This window comes from Stenotrophomonas sp. WZN-1, from assembly GCF_002192255.1.
In the GTDB taxonomy this organism is placed as follows: Bacteria; Pseudomonadota; Gammaproteobacteria; order Xanthomonadales; family Xanthomonadaceae; genus Stenotrophomonas.
Genome location: NZ_CP021768.1, coordinates 412,739 through 431,183 on the forward strand (window position 1 = coordinate 412,739; position 18,445 = coordinate 431,183).

Consider the following 18,445-nt stretch of genomic DNA (forward strand, 5'->3'; position numbering starts at 1 on the left):
TCCATGTTTTCCAATTACCGCCAGTACTGGGACCTGACCAAGCCCAAGGTCGTTGCCCTCATTGTCTTCACCGCCCTGGTCGGCATGGTCCTGGCCATCCCCGGCGTGCCCAGCTGGGAGCAGGTGCGCGCAGGCGTGCTCGGCTTCCTCGGTATCTGGCTGGCCGCTTCGGCCGCCGCCGCGATCAACCAGCTGCTCGATGCGCACATCGATGCGCAGATGGCCCGCACCTCGTGGCGCCCGCTGGTGGTGGGCAAGGTCAAGCCGTGGCAGGTGCTGGTGTTCGCCGGCGTGCTGATCGTGCTGTCGATGACCATCCTGGTGCTGTGGGTGAACCTGATCACCGCGGTGCTGACCTTCGCCTCGCTGATCGGCTACGCGGTGATCTACACCGTGTACCTCAAGCGTGCGACCTCGCAGAACATCGTCATCGGTGGCCTGGCCGGCGCGATGCCGCCGATGCTGGGCTGGGCCGCGGTGACCGGCATGCAGGGTTCGTCGGACTGGGCGTACTCGTCGCTGCTGGTGCTGATCATCTTCATCTGGACCCCGCCGCACTTCTGGGCGCTGGCGATCTTCCGCCGCGAGGACTACGCCAAGGCGGAGATCCCGATGCTGCCGGTGACCCATGGCGTGGTGCACACCCGCAAGCAGATCATGGTGTATTCGGTGGTGCTGGCGCTGGTCTGCCTGCTGCCCTACCTGGTGGGCATGAGCGGTGCGTTCTACCTGGGCGGCGCGATCGTGCTCAACGCCGTGTTCCTCTGGTACGCCTGGCGCATGCTGGACCCGCCGGACGAGCTGTTCTCGATGAAGATGTTCTATTACTCCATCGTCTACCTGATGGCGCTGTTCGCCTTCCTGCTGGTGGACCACTGGATCCTGCCCTGGTTGTAAGGGGCTGCCCTTTGTGGAGCCGAGCCATGCTCGGCCGAGGGCTGATCGGAGAAGCAGCCGAGCATGGGCTCGGCTCTACACTTGATCTGCGCCAGCTGCGTCGCCATTGCTGTTCCTGACCCCAAGGAAAGGAAGGCGCAGGGATGCATTCGATCTTCCGCTGGACCGCCGTGCTGCTGCTGGCGCTGGGCATGGCCCTCAGTGCGCATGCCGACGACACCGCCGCGCAGATCCGCCAGCACGCCGGCGACCACCGCATGCTCGTGCTGGGCGAATTCCATGGAACTCGCGAGACGCCGCTGCTGGTGCGGCAGCTGGTGGACGACTACAGCCGCACCGGGCCGGTCCTGCTGGCGCTGGAACTGCCACGCGGGGAAACCCCCACGCTGCGCGATTACCTGGCTTCCGATGGCGGGGAGAAGGCACGCCAGCATCTGCGCGGGCGTGCGTTCTGGACCGTGCGCGATGATCAGCATGACGGTCGTCGCAGCCGCGACATGCTGGCGATGATCGAAAGCCTGCGCGTGCTGAAGTCGCAGGGACGTGTGATCGACGTCGTTGGCTATGACGTCAACGCCAGCAAGGGCGGCAACCAGGTACGCGATGACCTCATGGCAGCCGAGTTGCGGCGGCTCTATCGAGGCCTACCGGCCAATGCACGCATGCTGGTGCTGACCGGTAACGTGCACGCCATGCTGCAGAGGCCGCAAGGTATGCCGCCGGAAATGCAGATGCACCCGATGGCGTCGCAGCTGCGGGACCTGGATATCTACAGCGTACGGTTGGGCGCGCAGCGTGGTCAGGCGTGGGGATGCGCGGACCGTTGCATGGCGAGGCCACTGCCAGAGCAGGTGGCCCCGCAGCCGCGGGGCGATACCCATGCGGAACGGCCGTACGACCTGTGGGTGTGGATGCCGCAGCTGAGCGTCGGCACGCTGGTGGATCCGTAGCGTCAGGCAACCCATCCGCGCATGGCGTGGATCTACTGTTGGTTCACGCCATCGGTGGTTTGGAGTAGATCCACGCCATGCGTGGATGGTTTACCGGGAACAACCCGCGTGCCCTGTCAGGGCTTGCGCTTCGCATATCGCTGCGCGATCACGCCGCAGACGATCAGCTGGATCTGGTGGTAGATCATCACCGGCAGCACGATGGCACCGAGACTGCCGCCGGCGAACAGCACCTTGGCGATCGGCACGCCGGTGGCCAGGCTCTTCTTCGAGCCGCAGAACACGATGGCGATCTCGTCCTCGCGGTTGAAGCGCAGGCGACGCGCGATGAAGGTGATCAGCGGCATGGCAATGCCGAGCAGCACGGCGGCCACGACCGCCACGGCCAGCAGCGAGAGCAGCGGCGTCTTGCTCCACAGGCCCTCGGTGACGGCTTCGCCGAATGCCGAGTACACCACCAGCAGGATCGTGCCCTGGTCGGTGTAGCGCAGCAGCGCGCGCTGCTTCTCCACCCAGCCGGCGATCCATGGCCGCAGCAGGTGGCCGGCCACGAACGGAACCAGCAGCTGCAGCATGATGCCGCCGATCGCATGCAGCGGATCATGCACGCCGCCGGAGGTACCGGCCAGCGCGGTCAGCAGTAGCGGGGTCAGGAACACGCCGAGGATGCTCGACAGCGAGGCGCTGCACACCGCTGCGGGTACATTGCCGCGTGCCATCGAGGTGAACGCGATGGACGACTGCACGGTGGACGGCAGGGTGCACAGGAACAGCACGCCCAGGTACAGCTCCGGCGTCAGCAGCCAGCCCGACAGCGGCTTGAACATCAGCCCCAGCAGCGGGAACAGGATGAAGGTGCAGGCGAGGATGGTCAGGTGCAGCCGCCAGTGCAGCATGCCGCCGATGATCGACTCGCGCGGCAGGCGCGCGCCATGCAGGAAGAACAGCGCGGCGATGGCGACGGTGGTGACATCGTCGAGGACGATGGCGGCGGCGCCCTTCATCGGCAGCAGCGAGGCCAGGCCGACGGTGCACAGCAGGGCGAGGGTGAAGTTGTCCGGTCGCAGGCGCGACCACCAGCGGGTCATGGTGGGCAGAGTCCTTGGTGCGGAGGGTTCAGGGCGAACTGACTGGCGTGGCCAGGCGCTGGCGGGTGGCGGCTTCCAGCGACTTCAGGCCGGCACGCTGGCCCAGCTGAAGGGCCTGCTCGGGGCTGGCATGTTCGTAGCGTGCATTGACCAGGCCGAGCACGGCGCCGGCGCGGTTGCCGGACGCACAGTGCAGCAGCACCGGCCCCTGGCTCTGCTGCAGGGCCTGGTGTACAGCACGCACGTTGGCGGCATCGAGCCCCTCGGCACCGGCTACCGGAATGCGCACGTAGCGCAGGCCCAGTGATTCGGCGACGCGGGTTTCATCGAAATCCCGGTCCTCGCCGGGCTGGCGCAGGTCGATCACGGTGCGTACGCCCTGTGCGGCCAAGGCCTGCAGCTGTGCGGCGCTGGGTTGGCCACCGGCATACAGGCCGGGGCGGACTTCGTTGAGGGGCGCGTCTTCGGCCAGGGCCGTCAGCGGCAGGCAGAGCGACAACAACAGCAGGCAGGTCAGGCGCAGCAGCATGGTCTTCTCCGTGAAAACGTCCTGCCGCTACAGGCGCAGTCCGGCGCGGGCCTTCAGCAGCTCGCGCAGTTCGTATTTGTCAGTATCGTCCAGGCCCTGCTGGCGCTGCTTTGCCAACAACTCCTCCAGACGTTGCACCAGCAGCTGTTTCTCCAGCTGGGCCACCGCGTCGTGCAGTTCCTGGGTCCAGCTGGCTTCGGTGCCAGGCAGTGTCTGCGCAGCCAGTGTGTGCAGTGATGCCTGTTCCTCACGCCCGTCGAAGTGTTCCAGCAGGGCGCCGGTGCTGATGTCCGGGCGCTGTTCGACCAGCCCCAGCAGTTCCAGCAGCAGTTCCACGCCGGGCAGGCGCAGGCCCTGGAAGTGATGCCTGCCGCCCAGCGTCAGCGCCAGCGACGGTTGCTGCAGCAGCACGGCGATCGCGCCGCGCACCAGGCTGCGCTTGGCCACGGGCTGAATGTTGCGTGCCGGCTGGCGCTGAGGCATCGGTGCGCGCGCAGACGGGGCGTTGCCGCCGAGCCCGGTCAACTGCGCCAGCTGCTGTTTCATCAGGTCGCCGAAGGCACCGTCGGGAATCTGCGCCAGCATCGGCTTTGCGCGCTCGGCCAGGCGCGCCTTGCCATCGAGCGTGCCCAGGTTGATTTCGCGGGTCAGTTCGTCGAAGAAGAACTGCGACAACGGCGTAGCCTGCTTCAGACGCTCGTTGAACGCCTCGGCGCCTTCCTTGCGCACGATGGTGTCCGGGTCTTCGCCATCGGGCAGGAACAGGAAGAAGGCCTGGCGGCCATCCTTCATGCGCGGCAGCACCGACTCCAGCGCCTTCCAGCCGGCGCGGCGGCCGGCGGCGTCGCCGTCGAAGCAGAAGAACACGTCCGGCGCGTTGCGGAACAGCAGCTCGGCATGGTCCGGCGTGGTCGCGGTACCCAGCGTTGCCACCGCCTGGGTGACGCCGAACTGGAACAGCGAAACCACGTCCATGTAGCCCTCGACCACGATCAGCCGCTCGATCTTCTGGTTGGCCTGGCGCACCTGCCACAGGCCGTACAGTTCGCGGCCCTTGTGGAACAGCGCGGTCTCGGGTGAATTGAGGTACTTGGGGCCGTCATCCTTCTCGAACACACGGCCGCCGAAGGCGATCACCCGGCCACGGCGGTCGAAGATCGGGAACATTACCCGGTCGCGGAACTTGTCGTAGACGTGGCCGCGGTCGTTCTTGGAGAACAGGCCGGCGCGGTCGAGCAGCTTCATGCGCCGCTCGTCCTTGCCCAGCGCATCGCGCAGGCCGCTGTAGCCATCCGGCGCGTAGCCGATCTGGAAGCGCGCGCGGTTCTCTTCATCCACGCCACGGCCATCCAGGTAGCTGCGGGCCTTGTCGCTGCCCTGCAGGTTGTTCTGGAAGAACTTCGTGGCCGCCTCAAGCGCCGAGTACAGCTCGCGGCTGTCGTCCTGCTGCTGCGGGCTGCGCGGGTTCTCGCTGCGCGGCACTTCCATGCCGGCGCGCTTGGCCAGTTCATCCACCGCGTCGAGGAACTCGAGGCGGTCGTAGTTCATCAGGAAGCTGATCGCGGTGCCGTGCGCGCCACAGCCGAAGCAGTGATAGAACTGCTTGGTGGGCGAGACCGTGAACGACGCCGAGCGCTCGTCATGGAACGGGCAGCGGGCGGCGTACTCCTTGCCCTGGCGCTTCAACGGCACGCGGCTGCCCACCACCTCGACGATGTCGGTGCGGGCGAGCAGGTCGTCGATGAAAGCGTCGGGGATACGGGCCATGGGCAACAGGGCAGGGCGCAGCCAGCAGGCCACGCGAGGCGGAACGATCAGTCCGCCTAGTCTACTCCGCCGGGCAGCGGGCTGGCCTGCGCAGGATCGATGCCGGCGGCCGCCAGGTGGGTGCGTGCGCGCAGGCGCTCATCGATCACCGCGGTCATCAGCGCGCCGACAAAGAACACCACGGTGGCGTAGTAGATCCAGACCAGCGAAATGACCAGCGCGCCCATCGAACCATAGGCGCTGCCCGGGGCGACGGTGGCGATGTAGACGCCGATGCCATAGCGGCCCAGTGCGAACAATGCCGAGGTGATGACGCCGCCGATGAAGGCCTGGCGCCACGCCACGCGACGGTCGGGCAGGTAGTGGTACATGAAGGCGAACCCCACCGCGTACAGCAGCAGGCTGGTGACGTACCCCAGCGCGGGCAGGATCGAGGGCAGTTGCGCGAAGGCCACCTGCAGCACCGTGGTGGCGGTCATCGACAGGATCAGCAGGAAGCCCAGCGCCAGCACCACGCCGAAGGAAAACACGCGCTTGCGCAGCCACGCCTTGATCCCGTCCAGGCGCTCGCCGCTGGTACGGAAGATCAGGTTCAGTGCGTTCTGCAGCTGCGCGAACACGGCGGTGGCACCAATGAACAGCAGCAGGGTGCTCCACAGTCCGGCCAGCGAACCAACGTCGGGCTGATTGTCGGCGTTCTTCAGCACGGTCTCGGCCACGGTGGCCGCGCTGCTGCCGGCGGCGGCGCTGATCTGTTCGACCAGGGCCTGCTGCGCGGGCGGGTACAGGGAAGCGGTCAGCCACAGCAGCAGCACCAGCAAGGGGGCCATCGAGAGCAGGGCGTAGAACGAGACCGAGGCGGCCTGGGTAAGGACGTCGATCTCGACGAAGCGCTTGCCGACGGCCATGGGAAAGCTGTCCTGCAGGCGCTGGACGTATTTGCGCAGATTCACGGGAACAGGGGTCGCGGGTTCAACCATGCTGTCGTTGTAGCAGCCGGGAGTCGAAGGCGCGGTGAAGCAGGCAACGCATCGGTGGCGCCGGGCGTTGCCCGGCACCACCGCATCAGCGCCGGCTTACGCCAGCAGCTGCTTGACCAGCTTGGAGACCAGGCCCATGTCGGCCTGGCCAGCGAGCTTGGGCTTCAGTGCGCCCATCAGCTTGCCCATGTCGGCCGGGCCGGAGGCGCCGGTCTCGGCGATGGCGGCCTGGATGGCGGCCACGATCTCGGCTTCGCCCATCTTGGCCGGCAGGTAGGCTTCGATGACCACGATCTCGGCGCGCTCGATCTCGGCCAGGTCTTCGCGGTTGGCCGCTTCGTACTGGCTGACCGAGTCCTTGCGCTGCTTGACCATCTTGTCGAGCACGGCGATCACCGCGGTGTCATCCAGCTCGATGCGCTCGTCCACTTCACGCTGCTTGATGGCGGCGTTGATCAGGCGGATCACGCCCAGCTTGTGCTTCTCGCCCGCCTTCATGGCGGCCTTCATGTCTTCGGTGAGCTGCTGCTTCATGCTCATGAGGAACCTCGTGGTGGTAGGTGGGGCGGGGCGGATGCCCGAACCCGGAAACGCAAAAAGCCGGCAACGCTCGCGCGTGCCGGCTTCGGCTCCATCGCGACGGGCAGGCCGCCGCAATGAAGATGCGTCCGATCAGTACAGGCGCTGACGCTTGGTGACGTCGCGCGACGAGCGGCGCAGCTGACGCTTCACAGCAGCGGCGGCCTTGCGCTTGCGCTCCTGGGTCGGCTTTTCGTAGAACTCGCGCTTGCGGGTTTCGGCCAGCACACCGGCCTTTTCGCAAGTGCGCTTGAAGCGGCGAAGAGCAAACTCGAAGGGCTCGTTCTCGCGGACTTTGACGCTGGGCATGGAATCTCCGGGACACAGTAGAACCGGGTCACGCCCGGCGAGCCGCACATTATAGCGGCGAAACGACAAACTGCAAGCGGCTAACCCTGAATACGGGCCGGGGGTTCGAAAGCAGTGAGATCTGCACGTCCCCCGAGGGGGCGGCAGGGGCGTCATAATAGCAGGCATGCGAGTCCTTGGCATCGAATCCTCCTGTGATGAGACCGGCGTGGCGGTGTATGACACCGACCTGGCCGGCAGCGCGGCCCTGCGCGCCCATGCGGTCTACAGCCAGATCGCCCTGCACGCCGAATACGGTGGTGTGGTGCCCGAGCTGGCCAGCCGCGACCACGTCCGCAAGCTGCTGCCACTGGTACGCCAGACCCTGGCCGACGCCGGCCTGGGCGTGGGCGATATCGATGGCGTGGCCTACACCGCCGGGCCTGGCCTGGTCGGCGCGTTGCTGGTCGGCGCGGGCGTGGCCCGCTCGCTGGCCTGGGCGCTGGAGGTCCCGGCGGTGGGCGTACACCATATGGAAGGCCACCTGCTGGCCCCGCTGATGGAGGACGACCCGCCGGAAGCGCCGTTCGTGGCATTGCTGGTGTCCGGCGGGCATACCCAGCTTGTGGCGGTGGACGCCATCGGCCAGTACCGCCTGCTGGGCGAGACCCTGGACGACGCGGCCGGCGAGGCCTTCGACAAGACCGCCAAGCTGATGGGCCTGCCGTATCCGGGCGGCCCGCAGCTGGCCAGGCTGGCCGAGCAGGGCACGCCAGGGGCATACCGCTTCGCGCGGCCGATGACCGACCGCCCGGGGTTGGATTTCAGCTTCTCCGGCCTGAAGACCCAGGTCCTGATGGCCTGGCGCGACAGTGACCAGAGCGAACAGACCCGTGCCGACATCGCCCGTGGCTTTGAAGATGCCGTGGTCGAGACCCTGTCGATCAAATGCGAGCGCGCGCTGGAAGCGGCGGGCACCAACGTGATCGTGGTGGCCGGCGGCGTCGGTGCCAACAAGCGCCTGCGCGCCCGCCTGCAGCAGATGGCCGAGCGTCTCGGCGGCCGTGCCTGCTTCCCGCGGCCGGCACTGTGCACCGACAACGGCGCGATGATCGCCTTCGCCGGCGCGCTGCGCCTGCAGGCCGGCCAGCACAGCCCGCCGAAGGTGGATGTGACCCCGCGCTGGGACATGGCGACCCTGCCGGCGGTCTGAGCCCGTAGCGCCGGGCCACGCCCGGCGAACGCATTACGGACGCTCTGCCAACGGCGACGCCGCCAACACCGTCGTCGCTCGCTCATGGCGCTGCAGCCAGCCCAGCGTATGCGGGCAGCGGGCGTGGATCAGCCGCCCGATCGCGGCCAGGTCAGCGCCGATGTCGCGCTCGAGGATGGGCTCGTGGTGCGCGATGCGGTTGCGCAGGTGGCGAATGCGTCCGATGTCAGCGTGGATGGCTTTTCTGATGACGCTGGGATGGGCTGAGGGTGCATGCCGCAGAACTCCGTTGAGTGCGGGTATCCACAGCGTGGCGTCGAAGCGACAGGTGAAAAGCTGCTGCCAGAACACCATCGGCAGCTTGGCGACGATTTCGGGTGTATCGGTCGTGCGGCCAGCAACCTGTTCCAGTGCTGCACGTGCGGAAGTACAGGACGAGGTTGGCAGCCTGCGCCGGAAGGCATCATTCCACGGCCAACGCGGGCCATGCTGCCGGGCGAGCACGGTAGCAGCGGCGTTGCGGGTGACCACTTCGCACAGATGGACCGGCATCATCAGCGCACTGCACATCCGCATGTTCCAGAGGTACAGGGATTCGGCTGTGACGTCGGGGCTGCAGGTCGATGCGATTCTCTCGTAAGTAGACAGACGCTCCGCTGACAACGCGCGCCGCAGTACATCGTATGGAGCCATCGTCATGTGCGGTGGTGAAGGAGGAATCGATGTTCGCGAGAGTGGGCGGCGACTACCATCAGGGAACGTCGTTGTCCGCGCGGCTGATTTTCTGCGTTTGGCCTCGGACGACTACCTGACCTGCCCTGTCGGAATTGGCCTTGACCGGCGATCGGGTCCTTGCCTAATCTGCGTGCCTGCGCCACCGGGACTCGCGGCTGTTCAACAGCTCCCCCCGGGGACAAACGGTAGTACCAAAGGGCCCCGCTAGCAGGGCCCTTTGTCTTTTCTGGAGCCGCGCCCCTGCCGGTCACCCACTGCCCGTTCCGGGCAGGCTCACCGTCGTGCCGTTACCATGACCCCCTGTATTCGGGCTGGTAAGCGCAATGGACAAGGTTTTCATCGAGGGGCTGACGATCGACGCCCTGATCGGTATCTACGATTGGGAACGACGGATCCGCCAGGACCTGGTGTTCGACCTGGAAATGGGCTTCGACAACCGTCGCCCTGCGGCCACCGATGACATCGCCCATACCCTGAACTACAAGGCGGTCAGCAAGCGCCTGGAGCAGTTCGTGCGCGAGTCGGAATTCGGCCTGGTCGAGACCCTGGCCGAGCGCTGCGCGCAGATCGTGCTGGACGAATTCGACGTGAAGTGGCTGCGCCTGAAGCTGAGCAAGCCGGGTGCGGTGCGCGGCGCGCGCGCGGTGGGCGTGATCATCGAACGCACGCGGGACTGACCCGGTAGTGCCGGCCGCTGGCCGGCAACCTCAACATCAATGAAGGAAGAAGGAGACAGCTGATGGTGGACGCGGTGGTGGCGGTACAGTGGCTGGAAAAGCTGCAGAACACACTGGAACCCTATCCCGGCGCCTACCTGGCGTTGATGATCTCGGCGCTGCTGATCGCAGCCGGCCTGGCCAACTGGGTAACCAAGCGCATCCTGGTGCGTGGCCTGCGGCGCCTGCTGCAGCGCCTGCCGGGCGCCGAGTCCGGACGTGGCAGCCATCTGATGCGGGTGATTTCGCGCCTGTCCAACGTGGTGCCCAGCCAGGTGATCGCCTCGGGCATCACCCTCATTCCCGACCTGCCGCCTGGCCTGGTCAACGTGATCATCAAGCTGTGCATCGTGTGGGCCGTACTGACGGTGTCGATGGCGTTCTCGCATGCGCTGGACGCGGCCAACAGCCTGTACGAACGCAAGCCCGATGCGCGCAACAAGCCGATCAAGGGCTACCTGCAGGTGGTCAAGATCGTGGTGTTCGTGGCCGCCGGCCTGTCCATCGTCGCCACTCTGCTGGGGGTGAAGCTGGGCCCGCTGGTGACCGGCCTGGGCGCGGCCACGGCGGTGCTGATGCTGATCTTCCAGGACACCATCCTGTCGCTGGTGGCCAGTGTGCAGATCAGTGGCGATGGCCGCGTGCGCATCGGCGACTGGATCGAGATGCCCAGCCAGAACGCCGACGGCGATGTGATCGACATCGCGCTGCACACCATCACCGTGCAGAATTTCGACAAGACCATCACCACCATCCCGACCAAGAAGCTGGTGACCGAGTCGTTCAAGAACTGGCGCGGCATGCAGGAGGCCGGTGGCCGTCGCATCAAGCGCGCGCTGTACCTGGACCAGCACAGCGTGGGCTTCCTGGATGAGGGGGATCTGACCTTCCTCGGCGAGTTCGCGCTGCTGCGTGACTACCTGCAGGCCAAAGAGCAGGAACTGGGGCAGTGGAACGGGCGCCTGCGCGAGCAGGGCGTGGCCGAGGTGAACAGCCGCCGGGTGACCAACCTGGGTACCTTCCGTGCGTATGTGGAACGGTATCTGCGCAGCCACCCGGGCATCCATACCGACATGACCCTGCTGGTACGGCAGCTGCAGCCGACCACCGAGGGCCTGCCGCTGGAGCTGTACTGCTTCACCCGCAGCACCGCCTGGGGCGAGTACGAGGCAGTCCAGTCGGACATCTTCGACCACCTGCTGGCGATCCTGCCGGCCTTCGGCCTGCGGGTGTTCCAGGCCTCCAGCGACGCCATGTTGATGGCCGGGCAGCGCCAGTTGGCCGGCTCGGAGTAAGCTGCGATGCCTCCGGCAGGGCCATACGGACCCCGCTGGTGGCTGAAACTGAATGACGAAACCTCTCGCCAAACGGCTCGGGATCGCTAGAATGCCGGGCTTGTAAACGTTTTCATCAAGGACTGCTGGTGGCCTCCGATCGCATCGAATCCCTCATTGCCCAGATGACCGTCGAGGAAAAGGTCGGCCAGCTGGGTGTCTTCGCGGACATGGTCCGCCCGTTCGCCCCGGACGTGAACCCGGAAGCCAACGTGCGCAATGCCGACCAGGTGCTGCAGCAGGTGCGCGAAGGCAAGGTCGGCTCGCTGTTCAATGGCGTGGGCGCCGAGCTGGGCCGCCGCATCCAGCAGGTCGCCACCGAAGAGAGCCGCCTGGGCATTCCGGTGATCCTGGCCGCCGACGTCATCCACGGCATGCGTACCGTGTTCCCGATCCCGCTGGGCGAGGCCGCCAGCTTCGAGCCGGAGCTGGCCGAGCGCACCGCGCGCGCTACCGCCATCGAAGCGACGGCCGCTGGCCTGCACTGGACCTATGCGCCGGCCGTGGACATCGCCCGCGACCAGCGCTGGGGCCGTGGCGCCGAAGGTGCCGGTGAGGACGTGGTGCTGGGGTGTGCGTTCGCCGCCGCCCGCGTGCGTGGCTTCCAGGGCAGTGACCTGCGCGCCGCCGATTCGCTGCTGGCCACGCCGAAGCACTTCGCCGCCTACGGCGCGGTGATGGCGGGCATGGAATACAACATGGTGGACATCTCGCCGCAGACCCTGCGCGACGTCCACCTGCCGCCGTTCAAGGCGGCCTTCGATGCGGGCGCGATCACCGTGATGTCCTCGTTCAACGACATCAATGGTGTGCCGGCCAGCGCCAATGCCGAGCTGCTGACCGACATCCTGCGCGGTGAGTGGAAGTTCCCGGGCGTGGTGATCTCCGACTACACCGCCGACATGGAACTGGTCGCGCACGGCTATGCCGCCGATGACCGTGATGCCACTGCCAAGGCGTTCACCGCCGGCCTGGACCTGAGCATGCAGAGCGGCTTCTATGCCGAGCACCTGCCGGGCCTGGTCGAGAGCGGCGACGTGCCGATGGCGGTGCTGGATGAAGGCGTGCGCCGCATCCTGTGGCTGAAGGAAACCATCGGCCTGTTCGACGACCCGTACCGTTCGCTGGACCCGGCGCGCGAAGCGGATACTTCGCACAACGGCGCACATGACGCGCTGTCGCGCGATGCCGCGCGCCGTTCGATCGTGCTGCTGAACAACCGTGACAACGTGCTGCCGCTGCAGAAGACCGGGCAGAAGATCGCGCTGATCGGCCCGTTCGTGCAGGACCGCGAGAACATCGAAGGCTGCTGGACGCTGTTCGGTGACAAGCAGCGCTACGTGGACCTGGAAACCGGCGTGCGTGCCGCCATCGGCGATGAAGCGCTGCTGGAGATCGTGCCGGGTTGCGATCTGGAAGCCGCGATTCCGGGCGGCACCGAAGCGGCCGTGGCCGCCGCGCTGCGCGCCGACGTGGTGGTGCTGGCGCTGGGCGAACCGCAGCGCTACAGCGGTGAAGCGCAGTCGCGCGTGGAGATCACCCTGCCGCCGGCACAGCAGGCGCTGGCCGAGGCCGTGGCGATGACCGGCAAGCCGCTGGTGGTGCTGCTGCGCAATGGCCGTGCACTGGCCCTGCAGGGCGCGGTGCGCAATGCACAGGCCGTGGCGGTGACCTGGTACCTGGGCACGCAGACCGGCCATGCCGTGGCCGACGTGCTGTTTGGTGACTACAGTCCGTCCGGCCGCCTGCCGGTCAGCTTCCCGCAGGTGTCCGGCCAGCAGCCGTACTTCTACAACCACCCGCGCACCGGCCGCCCGGAACTGCCGACGATGTCGGAGTTCAAGGCCCGCTGGCGCGAGATTCCGAACGAGCCGCTGTATCCGTTCGGGCATGGCATCGGCTACACCACCTTCGCTTACGGCGTGCCGCAGCTGAGTGCAGCCCAGCTTGGCTGGGACGACACCCTGACCATCACCACCGCGCTGACCAACAGCGGCGACGTGGCCGGCGAGGAAGTGGTGCAGCTGTACATCCACGACCGCGTGGCCAGCCGCGTGCGTCCGGTGCGCGAGCTGAAGGACTTCCGCAAGGTGGCGCTGCAGCCGGGCGAGTCCACCGAGGTGGTGTTCACCCTGACCCGCGAGCAGCTGGCGTTCACCGGCCGCGACGGCGTGCTGCGTGCCGAGCCGGGCCAGTTCGACCTGTGGGTCTGCGCGTCCTCGGCCGCCGGTGAGGCGGTGCAGTTCGAGCTGCTGAAGGCCTGATCGAGAAAAAGGGGACGGAGGGGATTAAGTCGTTTGTGCCACTAACGACTTAATCCCCTCCGTCCCCTTTTTTGTTGTCCTCACTGGCACGGCGCTACCATCGGTGTTCTTGAACCGATGGATGCCCGCGCATGCGCACGATCGCTGTGTTGATTCCCGCCCTGTTGCTGGCGGCCTGTTCGCAGCCGGCACCGCCGGCCGAGCCTGCGGTGGATGCACCGCCACCGATGGAAGCCAGTGCTGCGGCGACGCCTGCGGCTGAACCCGCGATGCCTGCGGCTGAACCCGCTGCAGCTGCACCGGCTACCCCTGCAGCGGACGCGCCTGCTGAAGATGCACGTGCGCGCATCGAGAGCGTGCTCGGTGATGCTGCGCAGTATGAAAAGGTCTTCAACGCGTTCAAGACCGCCGTGGTCGGCGGTGATCGCGCTGCGGTGGTGGAAGAGGTGCGCTTCCCGCTGAATATCGCCGGCGGAAAGAAGATCACCGGCCCCGGTGAGTTCCAGCGCAACTACGAGAAGATCATCACCCCTGCGGTGGTCAAGGCGGTGTCCGGGCAGGACTTCGGCAAGGTGTTCGTCAACCAGCAGGGCGTGATGATCGGTGACGGGCAGGTGTGGTTGAACGGGCAGTGCCTGGACAAGACCTGTGCGCAGACCGAAGTGAAGGTCATCACCATCCAATGAACGCAGACGGCCCCGCGTGCGGGGCCGTTGCGGAGAAGTGTGCCGGCCAGCGGCCGGCACTACCGTGGCATCAAGTCTTCGGGGTGAGCTTCAACAGGCGTGCCTTGCTGCCATCTTCCAGCAGCCACAGCGCGCCATCGGGGCCCTGTTCCACTTCGCGGATACGCTCGCCCATGTTGAAGCGCTCGGCTTCGCGCGCGCTGTCACCATCGAAGGTCACGCGCACCAGCGAGGTGGACGACAGGCCACCGATGAAGCCACTGCCCTTCCACTGCGGGAACAGGGTGCCGCTGTAAATCACGAAGCCGGCCGGCGAGATCACTGGCGTCCAGGTCACCTTCGGGGCGGCGAACTCCGGGCGGGTATCGTGGTCGGGAATCGGGCGGCCGTCGTAGTGGTTGCCGTTGGAGACGATCGGGTAGCCGTAGTTGGCGCCGCGCACGATCAGGTTCAGTTCGTCGCCGCCGGCCGGGCCCATCTCGTGCGCCCACAGCTTGCCGTTGGCATCGAAGGCCATGCCGAGGATGTTGCGGTGGCCCAGCGACCACACCTGCGGGGCAACACCGCCCTGTGAGGCGAACGGGTTGTCGGCGGGCAGGCTGCCATCGTCGTTGAGGCGGATGATTTTGCCGAGATTGCCGCCCATGTCCTGTGCCGGATCGAACTTCTGCCGTTCACTGGAACTGATCCACAGCTTGCCGTCCGGGCCGAAGGCGAGGCGGTGGCCGTAGTGGCCCTCACCGCTGACCTTCGGGCTCTGCCGCCAGATCACCTTCAGGTCCTTCAGCTGGCCGGCGCCGTTGGCGTCCAGCGCCAGCGTGGCCCGGGCCACGGCGGCACCGCGGGTGTCCAGCGTGCCTTCCTCGGCATAGCTGACGTAAATGACGTGGTTGCGGGCGAACTGCGGATGCAGGATCACATCGCCGAAACCACCCTGGCCACCGTAGGCGACCTTGGGAACGCCGGTGATCTCGTGCTTCTGGCCGCTGGCCAGGTCCAGGTGCTGCAGCTTGCCGCGCTTTTCGGTGACCAGCAGGCTGCCGTCGGGCAGGAAGGTCATCGCCCAGGGCTGGTCGAAGCGGCTGACTTCGGTGGCGGTGAACGGGCGCTGGTCGGTGGCGGCAGCGGCCGGTGCGGCGGTCTGCGCGCCGCCGGCAGCCGGATCGGCGGCATCGCAGGCGGAGGTGGCGAGGATCGGCACGAGGCCGAGGGCGAGCAGCAGGGGCGTGCGGGTCATGGGTATCTCCAGGGCGGGGATGCGGATGGCCGGGCTGTCCCTTGTATACCACTGCAGCGGTGACCGTCGTGGCCCGAAGGTCCTGCGCCCCCCTGTGCGTCGGCAGCGGGATCGTCTAGGGTGGGCACGCCCGGGCAAAGCGTGCCCGTCTGCCTGCCAAGGATCTGCAATGAACACTGCCATGCCCCACAAGCCATCCACCGCTTTCATTGCCGCCTCCTGGGTGGCCCTGCTGCTGGGTGCGGCGGCCTACCTGATCGGCCTGTTCAACGCCACGATGGCGCTCAACGAGAAGGGCTACTACCTGACGCTGCTGCTGTTTGGCCTGTTCGCGGCGGTGTCGCTGCAGAAGAGCGTGCGCGACCGCGTCGAGGGCATTCCGGTGAGTGGTTTGTACTACGCACTGTGCTGGTTTGCGCTGCTGTCGGCGCTGATGTTGCTGCTGGTCGGCCTGTGGAATGCCACGCTGGCGCCAAGCGAGAAGGGCTTCTATGGCATGGCCTACGCGCTGTCGCTGTTCGGTGCGGTGGCGGTGCAGAAGAACACCCGAGACCTGATTGCTGCCGGTGGCGGCGAGAGCAAGCGCAGCGCGGTCGTGCCGCCGCTGCCGGAGCAGGACTGATGCAGCAACGGTAGCGCCGGGCCATGCCCGGCGTCGCCGCATATCGGGTCGGTCACGGGCCGCGTGCCAGGCGCGGTTCCACCTGCTGCGCTTCCTCCCAGCCACGGCGCACGGCACTGCGTGCCTGCGCCCACTCCAGGCGGCTGCGGCCGCGTTCGCTGGCCCAGCGCGATTCCAGTTCAGCTTCGACCTGTTCGTAGGCGCGGATCATGTCCTGCGCACGCGCGGCATGGCCGATGCGGTAGGCCGGTTCATAGTCCTCGAAGAACAGCTGGTCGTCGTAGTACGGTTCGGCGGTGTAGCGTTCGCGCCAGTAGTTGCTGACCGCATCGCGCGGCGTGCTGTCGTCCGGTACGCGGCCGGGGATCTGGTACTCGGTCATGGAAGGCTCCGTTGTGGACGAAGCCTGATCCTGCCTGCGTGGCGGTTAACGGCCTGGTCCGGCAGCGTGATCACCAGATCAATCCGCCGGGCATGGCCCGGCGCTACCGGTCATCCGGCGTCGGCATCCTTTCGCGGCAGCTTGTAGATCACCGCGCCGATGGCGAACGCGACCAGAGCAGCAGCGATGTTCTGCCAGCTGGCACTGGCGAACAGCGCCAGGCACAGCAACAGCGCCAGTACCGGAATAAGCGGGCCACCCGGCAACTTCAACGCACCGGGGCGGTCGGCGTAGCGCTTGGCCAGTACCAGTACTGCCGCGGCTGTTCCGATATAGGCGAACAGGCGCGTGGTCATCGACAGCAGGGCCAGCTGCACGAACGAGCCGGACAGGGCCAGGCCGAGTGCGATCAGGCCCTGGCACAGGATCGACGCCGCCGGGGTGTGGAAGCGCGGATGCACCTGCGCCAGGATCTTCGGCCCGTAGCCATCGCGTGCCAGTGCGAACAGGAAACGCGGGCCCATCATCATCGTGTTGCTGTTGGTGCCGAGGATGGAGATGGTGGCGCCGATGGTCAGGATCAGTGCCAGTGCCTCGCCACCGAACCCGGCCGCGGCGTCGGCCAACGGCGTCGCCGAGCTGGACAGGCCGGCCAGCGTGCCCTGCGCCACCACCTGTACCGCGCCGTAGATGACGGTGACGGTGATGATCATGGTGATCAGGGCGAACGGAATATCGCGGCGCGGATTGCGGTACTCGCCCGCAGCAGCCGGGATGTTCTCGAAGCCGGCGTAGGCGTACAGCAGCAGCAACGCGGCTTCGCCCATGCGCTGCAGGTCGTGCGGGTCCGGGCGCTGGCCGGAGAAGGCCAGCTGCGGATCGATGTAGAACGCACCGATGGCCACGAACATCAGCAGCGGCAGCATCTTGCCGATCACCAGCACCACACCGGTCCGCGCAGCCGAACGCACGCCGATGATGTTGACGCCGGTGAGGAAGCCGAGCGACACCACGATCACCGCGATGCGGCCCATGCCGGCGCCGGCCCACGGCCAGAAGCGCGCGACTGCATCGGCCAGCGCGTTGCTGAGTGCGGCCGCCGAGCTGATGCGGGTCAGCCAGATCATCCAGCCGATCTCGAACCCGGCGAATCGCCCGAACGCCTCGCGTGCATACAGGTAGCTGCCACCGGGCTCGTCGAAGTAGCTGGCGGCCTGCGCGTAGCAGAGCACCAGCAGCGCGACGACGATGCCGGCGGCGACCACGCCCCACAGGCTGAAGGGGCCGAGCAGGGCGACGGTGGCGGCCGGCAGCAGGTAGATGCCGCTGCCGATCACATCGTTGATCGACAGCCCGACGATCTGCCAGCGGCTGACCGCGCGCTGCAGCTGCGGTTCGTCCTGCGCGCTCAACGGGCGTCTCCGCTCAGTGCGGGCAGCTGCCACTGGGCCTGCAGGCGCGTGTACTCGGCGCGCGGCAGCAGCACGAAGCGCGGCGTATCCTGCGGCCGCAGCCAGTCCAGTAGTGCCTGCATGCGTGCTTGAGGCATGGCGGTACAGCCGGCGGTGGCCTCACCGGGCGCGCGCCAGAGATGGGCGAAGATGCAGCTGCCCCTGCCGGGCTGGTTGCCAGGGTTGTGGGCGATTACGAAACCTTCCTGGTAGCGCACATCGCCCTTGTTGTGCAGGTCCAGCCGCATCGGCTCGGTGGAGCCCTTGACCGCCGCACTGCCGACCTTCTTTTCATCCACGATGCGGTTGTAGAACGGCGAACCGGGCACGTCCATGCAGTAGCTGCTGTCCAGCATTGGCTGGTAGGGCATCGCGGTGCCGGGGCGGGTGACGGCATAGCCGAATGCACTGCCGAGCGCGAATATGCCGGCCGGGCTGCGGCCATCGCCTTCCTGTTTCTGCGGGCCATCGGCCTGTGCCGGATGCAGGCCCAGGCCCCAGGCGCTGCCGGTGCGGCCGAGCGCCACCGGGAACGCCTGTCCATGCGCATGCCAGCCCTTGCCGTCGCGCACATAGGCCTGCAGCTGCCCCTGCGTGCTGTCCCAGCCTTCGCTGGTGACCACGATCAGCTGGCGTGCGCCGTCCAATGGCGCGGCGTGGGCGGACACCGCCGCGGCAAGCAGCAGTGCGGTGGTGGCAAGGCGGACCAGCGATCTCATCAACGTGC

19 protein-coding genes are annotated in these 18,445 nt (G+C 67.0%); 8 read left to right on the forward strand and 11 right to left on the reverse strand.

What is annotated here, in order from left to right; genetic code table 11:
* Positions 1-3: 3 nt before the first annotated feature.
* Positions 4-897, forward strand: a complete 894-nt coding sequence (cyoE, locus tag CCR98_RS01865; protein ID WP_014035731.1) for a heme o synthase — start codon at positions 4-6, stop codon at positions 895-897.
* A gap of 143 nt (positions 898-1,040) precedes the next feature.
* Positions 1,041-1,847: a calcium-binding protein gene (locus CCR98_RS01870; RefSeq protein WP_087921291.1), complete on the forward strand. Its 807-nt coding sequence runs from the start codon at positions 1,041-1,043 to the stop codon at positions 1,845-1,847.
* Positions 1,848-1,963: 116 nt separating this feature from the next.
* On the opposite strand, the gene CCR98_RS01875 is transcribed toward CCR98_RS01870, so the two are convergent.
* From CCR98_RS01875 to rpsU, 6 genes are all read right to left on the reverse strand, one after another.
* Entirely contained in the window at positions 1,964-2,935 is a 972-nt protein-coding gene (locus tag CCR98_RS01875; RefSeq protein ID WP_087921292.1) for a bile acid:sodium symporter family protein, read from the reverse strand.
* A 28-nt stretch (positions 2,936-2,963) separates the two neighbouring features.
* Positions 2,964-3,464 (reverse strand): sulfur transferase domain-containing protein, encoded by a 501-nt coding sequence (locus CCR98_RS01880; RefSeq protein ID WP_087921293.1) that lies wholly within the window; start codon positions 3,462-3,464, stop codon positions 2,964-2,966.
* A 27-nt stretch (positions 3,465-3,491) separates the two neighbouring features.
* Positions 3,492-5,231, reverse strand: coding sequence for a DNA primase (dnaG, locus tag CCR98_RS01885; protein ID WP_087924122.1), 1,740 nt, complete (start codon positions 5,229-5,231; stop codon positions 3,492-3,494).
* Positions 5,232-5,287: 56 nt separating this feature from the next.
* The gene (locus CCR98_RS01890; protein WP_087921294.1) at positions 5,288-6,211 is read right to left on the reverse strand and encodes a YihY/virulence factor BrkB family protein; all 924 of its coding nucleotides are present in this window, start codon (positions 6,209-6,211) and stop codon (positions 5,288-5,290) included.
* 96 nt (positions 6,212-6,307) lie between these two features.
* Positions 6,308-6,751, reverse strand: a complete 444-nt coding sequence (locus CCR98_RS01895; protein WP_005412032.1) for a GatB/YqeY domain-containing protein — start codon at positions 6,749-6,751, stop codon at positions 6,308-6,310.
* A 132-nt stretch (positions 6,752-6,883) separates the two neighbouring features.
* Entirely contained in the window at positions 6,884-7,099 is a 216-nt protein-coding gene (rpsU, locus tag CCR98_RS01900; RefSeq protein ID WP_002808376.1) for a 30S ribosomal protein S21, read from the reverse strand.
* A 166-nt stretch (positions 7,100-7,265) separates the two neighbouring features.
* Here rpsU and tsaD point away from each other — a divergent pair, with 166 nt between their 5' ends.
* Positions 7,266-8,291, forward strand: coding sequence for a tRNA (adenosine(37)-N6)-threonylcarbamoyltransferase complex transferase subunit TsaD (gene tsaD / locus CCR98_RS01905; protein WP_021202939.1), 1,026 nt, complete (start codon positions 7,266-7,268; stop codon positions 8,289-8,291).
* A gap of 33 nt (positions 8,292-8,324) precedes the next feature.
* On the opposite strand, the gene CCR98_RS01910 is transcribed toward tsaD, so the two are convergent.
* Positions 8,325-8,990, reverse strand: a complete 666-nt coding sequence (locus CCR98_RS01910; protein WP_087921295.1) for a hypothetical protein — start codon at positions 8,988-8,990, stop codon at positions 8,325-8,327.
* Between the two features lie 359 nt (positions 8,991-9,349).
* On the opposite strand from CCR98_RS01910, the gene folB reads away from it, so the two are divergent.
* From folB to CCR98_RS01930, 4 genes are all read left to right on the forward strand, one after another.
* Entirely contained in the window at positions 9,350-9,703 is a 354-nt protein-coding gene (folB, locus tag CCR98_RS01915) for a dihydroneopterin aldolase (protein ID WP_005407807.1), read from the forward strand.
* A gap of 62 nt (positions 9,704-9,765) precedes the next feature.
* Positions 9,766-11,037 carry a mechanosensitive ion channel domain-containing protein gene (locus CCR98_RS01920; RefSeq protein WP_087921296.1) on the forward strand — a complete coding sequence of 424 codons (1,272 nt, stop codon included), beginning with the start codon at positions 9,766-9,768 and terminating at the stop codon, positions 11,035-11,037.
* 128 nt (positions 11,038-11,165) lie between these two features.
* Complete coding sequence (locus CCR98_RS01925) at positions 11,166-13,340, forward strand: glycoside hydrolase family 3 N-terminal domain-containing protein (protein WP_087921297.1); 2,175 nt, start codon at positions 11,166-11,168, stop codon at positions 13,338-13,340.
* A 131-nt stretch (positions 13,341-13,471) separates the two neighbouring features.
* The gene (locus CCR98_RS01930) at positions 13,472-14,026 is read left to right on the forward strand and encodes a hypothetical protein (protein WP_087921298.1); all 555 of its coding nucleotides are present in this window, start codon (positions 13,472-13,474) and stop codon (positions 14,024-14,026) included.
* Between the two features lie 70 nt (positions 14,027-14,096).
* On the opposite strand, the gene CCR98_RS01935 is transcribed toward CCR98_RS01930, so the two are convergent.
* Entirely contained in the window at positions 14,097-15,263 is a 1,167-nt protein-coding gene (locus CCR98_RS01935) for a PQQ-dependent sugar dehydrogenase (protein WP_087921299.1), read from the reverse strand.
* Positions 15,264-15,432: 169 nt separating this feature from the next.
* Here CCR98_RS01935 and yiaA point away from each other — a divergent pair, with 169 nt between their 5' ends.
* Entirely contained in the window at positions 15,433-15,885 is a 453-nt protein-coding gene (gene yiaA, locus CCR98_RS01940; protein WP_087921300.1) for an inner membrane protein YiaA, read from the forward strand.
* 52 nt (positions 15,886-15,937) lie between these two features.
* On the opposite strand, the gene CCR98_RS01945 is transcribed toward yiaA, so the two are convergent.
* The 3 genes from CCR98_RS01945 to CCR98_RS01955 form a co-directional block, all read right to left on the reverse strand.
* A complete protein-coding gene (locus tag CCR98_RS01945) occupies positions 15,938-16,267 on the reverse strand; it encodes a hypothetical protein (protein WP_087921301.1) in 330 nt (109 codons plus the stop codon).
* Positions 16,268-16,377: 110 nt separating this feature from the next.
* Positions 16,378-17,679, reverse strand: a complete 1,302-nt coding sequence (locus CCR98_RS01950; protein WP_087921302.1) for an amino acid permease — start codon at positions 17,677-17,679, stop codon at positions 16,378-16,380.
* The gene (locus tag CCR98_RS01955; RefSeq protein WP_087921303.1) at positions 17,676-18,437 is read right to left on the reverse strand and encodes a L,D-transpeptidase family protein; all 762 of its coding nucleotides are present in this window, start codon (positions 18,435-18,437) and stop codon (positions 17,676-17,678) included. Before CCR98_RS01955 ends, CCR98_RS01950 begins: the two co-directional genes overlap by 4 nt.
* Positions 18,438-18,445: the final 8 nt, after the last annotated feature.